Annotated in this window: 8 protein-coding genes and 10 pseudogenes; 16 read left to right on the top strand and 2 right to left on the bottom strand. The window is 30.6% G+C overall.

Translation table 11 applies throughout. From position 1 onward, the window contains the following. Position 1 precedes the first annotated feature (1 nt). The 11 genes and pseudogenes from murG (at position 2) to sigG (ending at position 8,900) form a co-directional block, all read left to right on the top strand. A pseudogene (gene murG / locus PL321_RS17600) lies at positions 2-1,166 on the top strand (undecaprenyldiphospho-muramoylpentapeptide beta-N-acetylglucosaminyltransferase). Positions 1,167-1,352: 186 nt separating this feature from the next. Further along, positions 1,353-1,676: an FtsQ-type POTRA domain-containing protein gene (locus tag PL321_RS17595; RefSeq protein WP_273962818.1), complete on the top strand. Its 324-nt coding sequence runs from the start codon at positions 1,353-1,355 to the stop codon at positions 1,674-1,676. A 217-nt stretch (positions 1,677-1,893) separates the two neighbouring features. Further along, complete coding sequence (locus PL321_RS17590; protein ID WP_273962817.1) at positions 1,894-2,598, top strand: DUF881 domain-containing protein; 705 nt, start codon at positions 1,894-1,896, stop codon at positions 2,596-2,598. A gap of 4 nt (positions 2,599-2,602) precedes the next feature. Further along, a pseudogene (locus PL321_RS17585) lies at positions 2,603-2,958 on the top strand (small basic family protein). Between the two features lie 3 nt (positions 2,959-2,961). Further along, complete coding sequence (locus PL321_RS17580; RefSeq protein WP_273962816.1) at positions 2,962-3,210, top strand: hypothetical protein; 249 nt, start codon at positions 2,962-2,964, stop codon at positions 3,208-3,210. Beyond that, positions 3,185-3,621 (top strand): annotated as a pseudogene (locus tag PL321_RS21965) (DUF881 domain-containing protein). The gene PL321_RS17580 and the pseudogene PL321_RS21965 overlap by 26 nt, the downstream one beginning before the upstream one ends. 191 nt (positions 3,622-3,812) lie before the next feature. Further along, the gene (ftsA, locus tag PL321_RS17565) at positions 3,813-5,078 is read left to right on the top strand and encodes a cell division protein FtsA (protein ID WP_273962814.1); all 1,266 of its coding nucleotides are present in this window, start codon (positions 3,813-3,815) and stop codon (positions 5,076-5,078) included. Positions 5,079-5,098: 20 nt separating this feature from the next. Further along, entirely contained in the window at positions 5,099-6,184 is a 1,086-nt protein-coding gene (ftsZ, locus tag PL321_RS17560; RefSeq protein WP_273962813.1) for a cell division protein FtsZ, read from the top strand. A 189-nt stretch (positions 6,185-6,373) separates the two neighbouring features. Then, positions 6,374-7,334, top strand: a pseudogene (gene spoIIGA, locus PL321_RS17555) (sigma-E processing peptidase SpoIIGA). Position 7,335: 1 nt separating this feature from the next. Beyond that, a pseudogene (sigE, locus tag PL321_RS17550) lies at positions 7,336-8,059 on the top strand (RNA polymerase sporulation sigma factor SigE). Positions 8,060-8,127: 68 nt separating this feature from the next. Continuing rightward, positions 8,128-8,900, top strand: a pseudogene (gene sigG, locus PL321_RS17545) (RNA polymerase sporulation sigma factor SigG). A gap of 215 nt (positions 8,901-9,115) precedes the next feature. Here sigG and PL321_RS17540 read toward each other — a convergent pair. Beyond that, positions 9,116-10,029: pseudogene (locus tag PL321_RS17540) on the bottom strand (ISL3 family transposase). After that, positions 10,026-10,187: a transposase family protein gene (locus PL321_RS21960; RefSeq protein WP_443110716.1), complete on the bottom strand. Its 162-nt coding sequence runs from the start codon at positions 10,185-10,187 to the stop codon at positions 10,026-10,028. Before PL321_RS21960 ends, PL321_RS17540 begins: the two are co-directional and overlap by 4 nt. Positions 10,188-10,489: 302 nt before the next feature. Here PL321_RS21960 and PL321_RS17530 point away from each other — a divergent pair, with 302 nt between their 5' ends. From PL321_RS17530 to pgeF, 5 genes and pseudogenes are all read left to right on the top strand, one after another. Next, positions 10,490-10,681, top strand: coding sequence for a PRC-barrel domain-containing protein (locus tag PL321_RS17530; protein ID WP_273962811.1), 192 nt, complete (start codon positions 10,490-10,492; stop codon positions 10,679-10,681). A 234-nt stretch (positions 10,682-10,915) separates the two neighbouring features. After that, positions 10,916-11,338 (top strand): annotated as a pseudogene (nrdR, locus tag PL321_RS17525) (transcriptional regulator NrdR); the annotation flags it as partial. A 45-nt stretch (positions 11,339-11,383) separates the two neighbouring features. Then, a pseudogene (gene nrdD / locus PL321_RS17520) lies at positions 11,384-13,414 on the top strand (anaerobic ribonucleoside-triphosphate reductase). A gap of 75 nt (positions 13,415-13,489) precedes the next feature. After that, positions 13,490-13,981 (top strand): anaerobic ribonucleoside-triphosphate reductase activating protein, encoded by a 492-nt coding sequence (gene nrdG / locus PL321_RS17515; RefSeq protein WP_273962809.1) that lies wholly within the window; start codon positions 13,490-13,492, stop codon positions 13,979-13,981. Between the two features lie 147 nt (positions 13,982-14,128). Next, positions 14,129-14,740, top strand: a pseudogene (gene pgeF / locus PL321_RS17510) (peptidoglycan editing factor PgeF); the annotation flags it as partial. Positions 14,741-14,748: the final 8 nt, after the last annotated feature.

The raw sequence follows: 14,748 nt of genomic DNA, 5'->3' as shown, positions 1-14,748 counted from the left end.
TATGAAGGTAATAATAACTGGTGGGGGTACAGGAGGACACATTTATCCGGGTGTTGCTATAGCCAAAAGATACAGGAGAAGTATAAAGGAGCAGAAATAATTTTTGTTGGAAGTGAAAATGGACTTGAGGGCAAATTAGTTCCAAAGGAAGGATTTAAAATTAAACTGATACCTGTTGAAGGACTCAATAAAAACCATCTTTGAGTACCTTTAGATCTCTTCTTAAGGTATTGAAGGGATTTGGAAGAGCCGGTAAAATCATAAATGAGTTTAGGCCAGATGTTGTTATTGGAACTGGTGGATATGTGTGTGGCCCTGTTGTTATGCAGGCAGCCCTTAAGGGAATTCCAACAATAATACACGAACAAAATGCCTTTCCAGGAGTAACTAATAAAATTCTTTCTCATTTTGTTGATAAAATTGCAATAACTTTTAGGGAATCTGAAAAATATTTTCCTAAAAATAAGGTTGTTTATACTGGAAACCCTATTAGAAAACAGATATTAACAGCTAACAAGGAACAAGCAATTTTATCTATGGGACTTGAAAAAAATAAGCCTATAGTATTGGTAGTAGGAGGAAGCAGAGGAGCTAAAAATATAAATAATGCAGTTATAGGTATAATAGATGAGCTATATAGGAATGAAATTCAGCTTATTTTTATAACAGGGGAAAGCAATTTTGCGGAAGTAATGGATGAAATAAAGGCTAAATATAAAGTGAATAATATGAAGGGAATCAAGATTTTGCCTTATGTATATAATATGCACGATGCCCTTGCAGCTTCTGATTTAATTATTAGTAGGGCAGGTGCTACAATTATATCTGAAATCACAGCTTTAGGTAAGCCATCTATTTTAATACCATCACCATATGTTGCTAATAATCATCAAGAATACAATGCAAGGGCGTTAGAGGAAAAGGGGGCTTGTATTGTAATAAAAGAATCAGAACTCAAAAACGATATTTTGAAGGAACAGGTTTTAAATATAGTTAAAAATAAAGACATACTAAAGAATATGTCAACTGCTTCAAAAAGGTTAGGAAAATTAGATGCAGCAGATAAAATTGTAGGAATTATAGATGATATAAAAGTGATGTTGCAGGTATTATCCTGCAACAAATTTATTAGAATACAAGGGATGGTGCTATGGAGGAAAAATTAACAAAAAGAAAAAACAAAAAGGCTTTTTGTCGTTTATTATAATTATAATCGTGCTTTCAACAACAATTGTAATATCTTTAAAATCTGACTATTTTAAAATAAAAGAAGTTGAAGTTAAAAATAATAATTTAATTTCAAGGGATGAAATCGTCTTATTAGCCAATGTTATAGGTGAAAACATTTTTTTATGGATAAAGAAAGAGTGAAAACTAATGTTTTAAACAATCCCTATGTAAAAGATGTGAAAATTACAAGAAAGCTGCCTTCAAAGGTTGTATTGACCTTAAAAGAAAAGGATATTAAGGGTATTATAAGGGTTAAAAATTATTTTGTAGATATAGATAGTGAAGGTAGGATGGTTCATACTATTAATAAATTTCCAAATGGTAAGCTCATATATTTAGAAGGAATTGATGTTAAGGAATATGTATTTAATGAATATGTAACAAATGATAGTATTAAATTAAAAAGTATTGTTGAAGTGTTAAAGATTTTTCTTACTCTGATATAAAAGCTCAAATTGAAAAGGTAAATGTAAAAGACCCTTATAATGTTAATATTATAACCAAAAATGGAATGACAATATGTGTAGGTGATTGTTCAAACTTAGAATATAAATTATCCTTTGCAATGACTCTTATTAATAGCCAAGAGTTAACTGGTAAAAAGGAATTATAGATGTAAGTTCCGATGGTACTGCAGTATTTAAAGAAACAAGAGGTGATTAGATGAAAAGGTTTAAATCACAGTTTAGTTTAGCCTTTATATGCCTTATACTTGGATTTATGATTACTTATCAATACAGGATATCTTTCTCTAAGACAAAAATAGTTGATACAAGACAGATAAGTGATTTGGTTAAACAGAATGAACTTTTGAAAAAACAAAAGGAAGAGTTAGATGCAAAGGTTAGAGAATATCAATCAAAAATAGATGAGATGGAGAAATCAGTTACAATGGGAAGTGAAGCTGCTGAAAAGCTAAAAACAGAACTTGACAACTTAAGAATACTTTCAGGACTAAATGATGCTGAAGGGCAGGGAATTATAATAACAATATCTCCAGTAGATAATATAAAAAGCAATTATATAAATCAAATATATGCTACAGATATTTTAGATATTATAAACGAATTAAATTCTTCAGGTGCTGAGGCAATTTCAATAAATGAAGAAAGATATATAGCAAGAACTCAAATAAGAGAGGCTGGGGCTTATATAAAGATAAACGAAACAAAATTCAGCCCACAGGAAAAATTTGTTATAAAAGCCATAGGAGATCCGAGTATATTAGAAGGTGCCTTTAAAATGCCAGGGAATATTTTAGAGCAAAATACAGAGAGAATTGCTTACACAATTGAAAAATCAGATAATATAAAAATATTAAAGTACAATAAAAAGATAGAATTTAAATATGCTAAACCAGGAAGGTGATGAGATGATACCTTTAATAGGATTACTAATTGGAGTTTTATTGGGTATATTTTTAAAAATAGATATTCCAAATTCTTTTACGGCATATATACCAGTTGCAATCCTTGCAGCTCTTGATTCTGTCTTTGGAGGTGCAAGGGCATCTCTTGAAAAAAATTTGATTCTGACATATTTATTTCAGGTTTCTTTAGCAATATTGTACTTGCAATAGGTTTAACTTATCTTGGAGATGCATTAAACGTACCTATTTATTTAGCTGCTGTAGTAGTTTTTGGTAGTAGACTTTTTAACAATTTTGCAATTATAAGAAGAATACTATTAGAAAAGTTAAGGGGTAAGTTAAAGGAAAAGGAGGAGTAAATAATGAAAATTAATGAGTCAAAACTTCTCCTTATGATGTCAGGTATATTTACAGGGATTATAATTACATCCTTTTTAGTTAAGTCAACACCAAATAAAACTATAATTTTGACCTATAAGGATTATCAAAAGCTAAAGCACGAAAATTTTACTTTAAATAGAGAAGTAGCAGCGTTATCTAAAAATTTAATTGATCTCCAGGTAAAATATAATCAGTATATTACAAGTGAAAAAGGACAAAAACAATTTTAGAATCCTTAAAAAGGAGTATGAGGAGGCTAAATTGCTATCAGGTGTTGAGCAGGTAAAAGGACCAGGAATTGAAATAAAGGCTGATGATGCAAGAAAAGGTAACTACTCAAATGAATTTGAACTATGGAACAGTATTGTACACGATTTTGACTTAAGACAATTAATAGTAGATTTAAAAATGCTGATGCAGAGGCAATAGAAGTAAATGGTTACAGAGTAGTTTCAAATACTTCCATAACCTGTGAAGGTCCAATTATTATGATAAATGGAAACTATATTACACCTCCATTTAAAATTAAAGCAATTGGAGATAAGGATGCACTGTACTATGCAATGTATAATCCTGATAGCTGGTATAAAACTATGGAATTGAGGGGTTTGTCGTTAAGCCTTGAAAAAAAGATGAAGTAATAGTTAGGGAGTTAATGAAGATTTTGAACCAAAATATTTAAAAATAAAAAAATAACATAATTTAAAGCTAAATTTTTTTAATATATTACGATAATTAATTGTAGAACAAAAATTTTTTTAGTTAAGAGGGAAATTAAAATTTTTGTTGAATTATATAATTAATATACTAATGTTGGGAGGTTAATAATTAAATGAGCAATGTGGTTGCAGCCTTAGATATAGGTTCATCTAAAGTGTGTATAATTATTGCAGAAATGAAGAATAAGCAGTTTAACGTTTTAGGTGTTGGAACCTCCGAGTGCAAGGGTGTAAAGAAGGGAATAATTGTAGACATAGATTCAACTGTTGAAGCTATTCATAATGCATTAAAACAAGCAGAACATATGTCAAATAAAAAAATAAAGTCAGTTTTTGTTAATATTCCTGGAGGATATACAAATCTATATAAAACAAAGGGAGTTATTGCTGTTTCAAGGGAGGATAAGGAAATTACAAAAGAAGATGTAAATAGAGTACTTGAGGCAGCTAAGGTTGTGGCTATTCCTCAGGATAAAGAAATTATAGATATAATACCAGAACAGTATATAGTTGACGGATATGATGAAATTAGAGATCCTATAGGTATGGTAGGAGTTAGACTTGAAGTAGATGCAAATTTAGTTGTTGCATCTTGTACAACTGTTCAAAACATAATAAGAAGCATCCAGAAGGCGGGATTAATCTGCGATGGTATAATATTAGAGCCACTTGCAACATCAAGTGTAGTATTAAATGACGACGAAAAGGAGCTTGGGGTTGCATTAATTGATGTTGGTGCAGAGACAACAGATATTTCTGTATTTAGAAAAGGTTCTTTGGTATTTACTAAGGTTATTCCAGTAGGTGGAAACCATATAACAAATGATATTTCCATCATATGTAAAATTACATCGACTGATGCAGAAAAAATTAAAAGGCAATATGGAGTAGCTACTTCAAATTTAATAAGAAATAATGATATAATAAAGATAAATAGTATAGGTGGTAAATCAGAAAAGGAAGTTTATATTAAGGATATAGCAGAAATAATGGAGGCAAGAATTTCAGAGATGCTATATCTTGTTAGAAAGGAATTGGAGGATAGGAATCTATACAATTCACTTTCTGCTGGTGCTGTTATAACAGGAGGAGGTCTTTTTAATATTAAAGGTATTCAGGATGTGGCACAGTCAAGTTTTGAACTACCTGTAAGATTTGGGTATCCAAATTATATTGGAGTTGCAAATCCAATTTATTCAGCTTCTGCTGGAACTGCCTTCTATGCTTTAAAGGAAAAAAGAACAAGCACTATAGAGCTATCGAATGCAGCTCCTAAGAAGGATGACACAAATCATTTTGAAGAATATGTTGAAGAAAGTTCTTCAAATAAATCTGGATTATTAGATAAGATAAAAGAATTTTTCGCAGACTTTTTCTAAAATACAAAGGGGGTATAAATGTGCTAGATTTTGATTTCGAAATTGAAGCAGGTGCTAAAATAAAAGTTGTAGGTGTAGGTGGAGGCGGTAATAACGCTGTTAATAGAATGATTGAATCAGGACTACAAGGTGTTGAATTTATTTCAGTAAATACAGATAGACAAGCCCTACATCACTCAAAGGCACCAGTTAAGATACAAATAGGTGAAAAGCTAACAAAGGGACTTGGTGCAGGTGCTAATCCTGAAATTGGAGAGAAATCAGCAGAAGAAAGTAGAGAAATCATTGTACAAGCTCTTAAGGATGCAGATTTAGTGTTTATTACAGCTGGTATGGGTGGCGGTACTGGAACAGGTGCTGCACCTGTTATTGCAGAAATTGCAAAGGAAATGGGAATATTAACAGTTGGTGTGGTTACAAAGCCCTTTGACTTTGAAAGAGGAACAAGAAGAATTAATGCTGAAAAGGGAATAGCTAAGTTAAAGGAAAAGGTTGATACTTTAGTTACTATACCAAACGACAGATTAAAGCACATAATAGATAAAAAGACACCAATAACTGAGGCCTTTAGGATTGCAGACGATGTTTTAAGACAGGGTGTTCAAGGTATTTCAGACCTAATAGTTAAACCTGGAGTAATTAACCTTGATTTTGCAGATATAAAGACAATAATGCTAAATAGAGGTTTAGCTCATATGGGTATTGGTAAGGCTTCAGGTGAAAATAGAGCAATTGATGCTGTGAAAATGGCTATTTCCAGCCCACTACTTGAAACAACAATTGATGGAGCAACAGCAGTACTAATTAATGTAACTGGTGGACCAAGTTTAACACTGTTTGAAGTAGATGAAGCAGCAGAACAAGTTAGACAAGTTGCAGATCCAGATGCAAACGTAATATTTGGTACTGCAGTTGACGAAAGCTTAGGTGATGAAATTAGCATAACAGTTATTGCAACAGGTTTTGATAAAGTAAGGGAAGTAAAAGTAGAGGAAAAGGAAAAAGAAGCACATAATGAAGAAAAGGCACCAAGAGTAGTTAATGTTGATACTGATTCTGATTTAGATATACCACCATTTATACGTAATCAAAGAGCAAGAAGATAAAATATTTTTAAAAGGGATAGGTTTTGATAAAAACCTATCCCTTTGTGTAGTTTAAAAGACCTACCTTTTAGATAGACTTTATGCTAAACTACGGGCTTTTTATAATTCTACAAATTGTATTATACGACTTATTTATTTGTATAAAAAAATCATAATCTGTATTTATTTTTTATATAAATAGAATATGATATGACAAAATTTATAACTGTAAGGTTGTATAATTATAATAAAAAGTTGTCCACGTGGAGGTGGGCATTGATGCAGGTGATATATTTAGATGTACTTTTAATAGAAAATGTTTTACTTAACTTTTTATTGTTATATATTGTAAATAGATTTTGTAGGCTTAACAGGAATGTATATTATATTTTAATTTCGTCAATAATTGGTGCACTTTATGTATTTATTGTTTTTTTCCATCACTAAGTATATTTTATTCAGCAGTAATGAAAATATGTATGTCTATTTTGATGATTATTATTGCCTATTGGCCAAAGAGTTTAAAAGCATTTTTAAAGCAGCTTTTATTGTTTTATGGAGTTTCGTTTTTGTTGGAGGAGCTATTCTATCTATATTTTATTTAAGTAATGCAGGAAATGTTAATTCAGTAAATGGAGTAATGATGTTAAACAAACTATCTTCTAAGTATTTAGTATACGGGGTTTTTGTATCAATATTTATAGTAAAAATTGTATTTGATGTAGTAGATAGGCACTACTATTTAAAAAATAAAACTGTTGAGCTTTGCATTATCAATGATGATAAACAAATTAGAGTTACAGCTCTACTTGATACAGGAAATTGTCTTAAGGATCCTATATCAGGTTGTCCAATTATTATTGCTGATGCAGAGTATGTTTCAGAACTTTTACCAAAAGAAATTATAAACATTTTAAATGATAAAGAACAAGTATCTCAAATAAATGATTATGAAGTACATAAGAGAATAAGAGTAATACCATATACAACTATAGGAGTACAAAATGGTGTGCTTTTAGGGTATAGAGTGGATTACATTTATGTTATTACAAAGGAAAAGGTAGGGCTTATTAAGAACCCAATAATAGCCTTATCAAAGGAACATCTTTCTAAAAAGGAAGATTATCAAGCAATTGCGTATCCAGAAATAATTAATTGGGAGGTTAAATGATATGAGAATGCTGCGTTATGTCATCTATACTATCTTAAAAAAGCTGAGGGAAATATACAGCAGCATAGTAGGTTTAGATGAAGTTTACTATGTCGGTGGAAATGATGTACTGCCACCTCCACTTTCTAATGAAGAAGAGAAGGAACTTGTAGATAAATTAAGAGCTGGAGATGAGAGTGTAAAGAACATTTTAATAGAAAGAAACCTAAGATTAGTTGTATACATTGCAAGGAAGTTTGAAAATACTGGAGTAGGCGTAGAAGACTTAGTATCTATCGGAACAATTGGCCTTATCAAAGCTGTAAATACCTTTGATCCTGTTAAAAAATAAAACTTGCAACCTATGCATCAAGATGTATTGAAAATGAAATTTTAATGTACTTAAGAAGAAATAGTAGAATAAAGGCCGAGGTTTCCTTTGATGAACCTTTAAATGTGGATTGGGATGGAAATGAACTGTTATTATCTGATATACTTGGTACGGACTCAGATATGATTTTTAACTATATTGAAGATGATGTAGAGAAACAGCTTTTAAGAAATGCAATGGGAAAGCTTAATAAAAGAGAACAGCAGATAGTTAGCTTAAGGTTTGGACTTTCAGGTGGAGGAGAAAAAACTCAAAAGGAGGTTGCAGATATTTTAGGTATATCTCAATCCTACATTTCAAGGTTGGAAAAAGAATAATTAAAAGATTGAGGAAAGAAATAACAAAAATGACATAAAATAATATGAATAAATAATAATCCCTTCGGAAATAATTTTAATACAAACTTCTGAAGGGGTTGGTTTTATGCAGACAAACAAAGTTGAAATATGCGGAGTAAATACATCAAAGCTACCGATACTTTCAAATGAAGAAATGCAGGAACTATTAGTCAAGATGAAAAATGGAGATAAAGAAGCAAGAGAAAAGTTTATAAAGGGCAATTTAAGGCTTGTACTTAGTGTAATTCAAAGGTTTAATAATAGAGGGGAAAATGTAGATGATTTATTTCAGGTTGGATGTATAGGACTAATTAAGGCAATAGATAATTTTGATTTGAGTCAAAATGTTAAGTTTTCTACATATGCAGTTCCTATGGTAATAGGAGAGATACGAAGGTATCTTAGAGATAATAACTCAATAAGGGTTAGTAGATCATTAAGGGATATAGCATACAGAGCTCTACAGGTTAGGGATAGCCTTATATCAAAAACAACAAAGAACCAACAGTTTCAGAAATAGCAAAGGAACTTGATGTTCCAAGAGAAGAAGTTGTATTTGCACTTGATGCTATACAGGATCCTATATCATTATTTGAACCAATTTATCACGATGGTGGAGATGCAATTTATGTTATGGATCAAATAAGCGACAACAAAAATACAGATGATAGCTGGATTGAAAATATATCTATAAAACAGGCTTTACAGAAACTATCAAGTAGAGAAAAGTTAATTTTAACTTTAAGGTTCTTTGAAGGAAAGACACAAATGGAGGTGGCTGATGAAATAGGTATATCTCAGGCACAGGTTTCAAGACTTGAAAAGTCTGCACTATCGCATATGCGAAAATATATATAATTAAGGCTCTATATAGTTATGTACTATATAGAGCCTTTTAATTTATAAAGGCTCTTTGTCAATAGTTGGGGCGGGCATTAGATTAGAATGCCTGTCCTTTCTTATTTGATAATGATTTTAGCAAGATAGATAGGATGAGGGAGTTTACCCTTAAAAAATTGCACGACAAAAAGACCAACGATAGTTGGATTTCCTAAAATACAATATTTAACAGATTATTTATTACAACAATGAAGAATTCTATTCCTGAATCTATCAAAATTTCTATAGCCGAAGGCTATTCTTTTAATAACTTTGATTTTATTATTAAATCCTTCTATACAAGCATTTGTATAAGGAATATCAAAAGAATTACAAATCTCATTAAAATATCTGATATAGGTATTTGCACATCTTTTCAATTCATTGATACCACTATTTTGTGCAAGTTTAATCCAATCTTTTAAGAGGACACGAGCTTCGTTAGAAGAAGGTGAAGCATCAATAATACTCAATAACTTTTCCTTTAAAGTGTGGGCAATTGCTAATTCACTATTATAAGAAAACATAACTTGTAAAGCTAACTTTGAATCTGTATCAAGTAAGCCATATCTTTTTAAAATAAGCTTTTACTTCTTTTAAAGTATTTTCTTAATTTAATTGATAGTTCTCTTTGGATACGTTTTCTTACCGCTTCTACTGCCCATATGACTTGTCTAATATAGTGAAATTTATCTATAACAATTACAGCATTTTTGAAATAAGTTTTAGCTAAATCAATATAGGGTTGCCACATATCACAAATAAAGTGTGTAACGCTATCGCGATTTTTAATTTTTCTAAAATAATCTATAAGAATATGCTCTTTTCTATCTTTAATAATGTCTAGTATTTTATGATTAACAGGATCGACTATTGCACAATGATATTTAGAACCACCAGAGTTACCTTTAAATTCATCTATAGATATTATTTTAGGTAAATTAGTAGGAGAAGAGTAAGATACATTATCAAAAATACGTTTTATAGTATCGATAGATAGATTAGTTTTTCTAGCAACTGATGTCATACTATATTCATTAGATAATTCATAAATTACAAACATAGCTAATCTATTAGTTATTCTATGATAACGAGGTAAAAATTCTATATGTTCATAAAATTTTTGCCGCAGGCATTACAACGATATCTACGTTTTTTAAGAATGATAAAAGTATGTTTAAAGAATAAGGGTATGTCTTTAATACGCTGAATTCTATAATCGTGAACTCTTGTAACTTTGGAATTACAATTAGGGCAAGTACAAATTTTTTCTTAGTTTCTAAGTATATCTCAATGTACGTGTCATTATGAATAATCTTTTTATAATAACATCTTTAAAACCTAATAAATTTTTGATAGAATTATTAGTGTGCACTTGATGGATGCCTCCTTTCAGGTAAGGTTTTTGTTTGGTTATTTTAATTTTACCAGGTGTCTAATCAGGTGCACATATTTTTTGTAAAAAATATGCTGGGTCTACGCCCCAACATTTATTATAGAACCTTTATAAAAATAAATTAGAATTATTCCATTTATAAAAGAATATAATTTTTTAGGGGTTGATATTTATGAAAAACAAAGATGATAAGTCTATAACTTTATCTCAACTAAGGCAAATGGAGGTTATTGATGTATCAAGTGGTAAAAAACTTGGATTTATTAGTGACATCATATTTGATGATGGCTTTAACAGAATAGAGAGCATAGTTCTTCCGCCTGAGGGAGGAATTTTTCTATTTTCAAGAAAAAGGAAGAGGTAATTATTCCCTGGAACGATATAAAGACATTGGGTATAGATGTTATATTGATAGAAAGACATGAGGAAAATTCAACAGGTAAGTAATTGTATAAAATGAAGAAAAAATAAGATATGTTTAGTAAAAGTTATTTATACACCTCTTATATAACATAATAATTTTTTAGTAGTAGACAAAACTATATATAGTTAATATAATAATCAAAGTATACTAAATATTGATGTCTGGAGTGATTAGATGAGGTGTCCCTTCTGCAATCATATCGAAACAAAGGTTTTAGATTCAAGACATAATGAAGACCATTCATCTATTAGAAGGCGTAGAGAATGTCTTAGTTGTCAAAAAAGATTCACTACATATGAAATAATTGAAGATATGCCCATCTATGTTATTAAAAGAGATGGAACGCGTGAACCCTTTGATAAAAGGAAAATATTAAATGGAATAATAAAATCTTGCGAAAAGAGACCAGTTTCTATAAATAGTATTGAGGCTATTGTTGATGATATTGAGAGAACCGTGTTTAATTCAATGGAACAGGAAATAGAGAGCAGTTTTATTGGAGAACTTGTTATGGAAAGATTAAAAAATTTAGATGATGTTGCCTATGTAAGGTTTGCGTCTGTCTACAGACAGTTTAAAGATATAAATACTTTTTACAAGAGCTTCAAAAGTTACTTCAGGAAAAATAGAAGGGGTGTTACAATGTTTAGCCAAATAAGAAAAAGAGACGGAAGAATAGTAAATTTTAGCAAAGAAAAGATATCAAGAGCTATTTTTATGGCTGCAAGAGAGGTTGGTGGTTCTGACTTTGCAATGGCAGACAGCATTGCAGATAAAGTGCTTAATTATATGGCTACTGTACTGCCACAGGATGAAATTCCTACAGTTGAATTTGTTCAGGATTGTGTTGAAAAGGTGCTAATTGAAGATGGACACGCTAGGACAGCAAAGGCGTATATTTTATATAGGGCAAAAAGAACAAGATATAGAGAAGCTAAAACAGAACTTATGGATATCGTTAGAGAAATATTAGTTGAAACAAGTAGAGAGAATGCTAATATTGGTAATTCTCCTTCAACTAAAATGCTTCAGATTGCATCAGCTGCAAGCAAACAATATTATTTATCAAATGTAATTCCGGCCCACATTGCAAAGGCTCACGTAAATTGTGACATACATATACATGATTTGGACTTTTATGGCAAAACTTTAAACTGCCTTCAAATAGATTTAACAAAGCTTTTATTAAATGGATTTAATACAGGTTATGGATATATTAGACCACCTAAGAGAATTTCATCTGCAACTGCACAGGCAGCAATTATACTTCAAAGCAACCAAAATGATATGTATGGAGGACAAAGTTTTCCTCATTTTGATAAATCAATGGCTGAAGTTATAAGAAATCTTAAGGAGAAACCATCCTACGAAGAGATTTTTCAAGCTATGGAGGCTCTAATTTACAATTTAAATAGTATGCATTCAAGAGCAGGTGCACAGGTGCCATTTAGTTCAATAAATCTTGGAACGGATACATCTGAGGAAGGAAGATTAGTTATCAGAGCTGTTTTAGAGGTTTTTGATAAAGGATTAGGAAAGGGAGAAAGCCCAATATTTCCTAATTTAGTATTTAGAGTAAAAGAAGGAATTAACCTAAATGAAGGTGATCCTAATTATGATTTATTTAGATTGGCAATAAAGGTTGCGTCTCATAGAATGAATCCAACCTTTAGCTTTATGGATTCAAGTTTTAATAAAAAGTATGGTGATGAAATCTCCTATATGGGATGCAGAACAAGAACTATTCAAAATAGAAATGGTCTTGAAATTTCAGCAGGCAGAGGAAACATTGCACCTGTTACCATTAATCTTCCAAGATTGGCATTAAAGGCAGGTTATGGTAATATAGAAGGTTTCTTTGAAGAGTTTGATAGTATGCTTGAACTATGTAAAGAACAGTTGCTTCATAGATTTAATATTTTATCTAAACTAAAGGTAAAGGATTTACCATTTTTAATGGGACAAAAACTTTATATGGGATCAGAAAATTTAAAGGATGATGATGAAATATTAGAAACAATTAAAAATGGTACCTTAGGTATTGGATTTATAGGTCTTGCTGAGAACGTTAATAGCACTTATTGGAAAACATCACGGAGAAGATGAAGAAGCTTTAGAATTAGGATTAAGAATAATTAAACATTTAAGGGATTACTGTGATAGAACAAGCGAAGAAACTGGTTTGAATTTTGTTGCCTATGCAACTCCAGCAGAGGGAACTTCAGGACGTTTTGTCCCTAAGGATAGAGAAAAATATGGTTTAATAAAAGGAGTTACAGATAAGGACTATTACACAAATTCCTATCATATTCCAGTATATTATGAGATAAGTATGTTTGAAAAGATAAGAATAGAAGGTAAGTTCCACAGCCTATGTAATGGAGGACATATATCCTATGTAGAACTTCCATCAACCTTTGAACATAATTTAGATGCCTTTGAAAAGATAATAAAGTGGATGAAGGAATGTGACATAGGATATGCAGGAGTAAACTTTCCAATTGATGAGTGTAGAATATGCGGATATAGGGAGTAATAAATGAAGATGAATGTCCTGTGTGCCAAGGAAATGATATAAGAAGAATTAGAAGAATAACAGGTTATTTATCAACAACAGATAGATTTAACGATGCAAAATTAAAGGAACTTGAAATGAGAGTAAAACATATTTAACATAAATTTAGCATGCTTTTAATATAAAGGCATGCTAAATTTTTAAGAATATCTTATAATGGAAGTGGTGGTATTATGAAATTAAGAATAGCTGGCATTAATAGAGAAAGTTTAGTTGATGGACCAGGGATTAGGTATGTTATATTTTCTCAGGGATGTATACATAATTGTAAAGGTTGTCATAATAAAGATACGCATCCCTTAGATGGTGGATATGAGGTAGAATTAGAAAAAATATATAACGATATAATTCAAAATAGATTTATTGATGGTGTTACCTTTTCGGGTGGAGATCCTTTAATTCAAGCAGATAAATTTTCAGTTTTATCTAAAATGTTAAAGGAGAAGAATATTCATATAATATGCTATACTGGTTATGTGTTTGAGGATATTATAAAACAAAAGGATAAGAGGGAACTTCTAAATAATATTGATATTTTGATAGATGGACCTTTTATGCAGGAAAAGAGAACTTTGAAAAAATCCTTCGTAGGCTCCTCTAATCAAAGAATTATAGATGTTAAAAAATCATTGGAAAGTAATAAAGTTATAGAAGTAGAGTGGTGATTTTATGGAATTTAAGTATTTAAAGATAAATGGAAGTGTTTATTTAAAGAATAGTAAACTGGATTCTTTAGGAATTAGACATTTTTCTCAACAAGGTTAGGCGGATTTAGTGAAGGGGATTATAGTGAACTTAATTTAGGGGTATATACTGAAGATAAAAGGGCAATGGAAAATTTAACAAAGGCACTTAAGGATAATGATATGAATGAAGATACAGCTGTGTATTTAAAGCAGGTACACGGTGATGAAATTTATATTGTAAATAAAGATAATTATAGAGAGATTAAGGAAAAGTTTGGGGATGCACTTATTACTAATGAAAAGGGCATACCTTTAGGTGTTTTTACCGCTGACTGTGTTCCGATAATTGTAATTGACATAAAAAATGAAGTAATAGCAGTTGTTCACTCAGGATGGAAGGGAACACATAAAGAGATTTTAAGAAAAACGATAGAAAAGATGGTAAAAGAATTTAATTCAAAAACTGAAAATATCTATGTTGTACTTGGACCAGCAATTGCATTCTGCTGTTTTGAAGTAGGAGAAGATGTTTTTAATAAATTTACTTATAAAGAAAAAAGAGATGGAAAAAACTATGTAGACTTATATTTAGAAAATAAAAAACAGGTAATTGATTTAGGCATATCAGATGAGAATATATTTATATCCAACATTTGCACAAAATGCAATAATGATTTATTCTATTCATATAGAGTAAATAATAATACAGGAAGAATTGGTACCTTTATTTCACTTTAAGGAGGTTA

It is taken from the genome of Caloramator sp. mosi_1 (assembly GCF_028622835.1).
In the GTDB taxonomy this organism is placed as follows: domain Bacteria; phylum Bacillota; class Clostridia; order Clostridiales; family Caloramatoraceae; genus Thermobrachium.
Note: the sequence above shows the minus strand (reverse complement) of the source record. Positions and strands in the feature narration are given on the sequence as shown.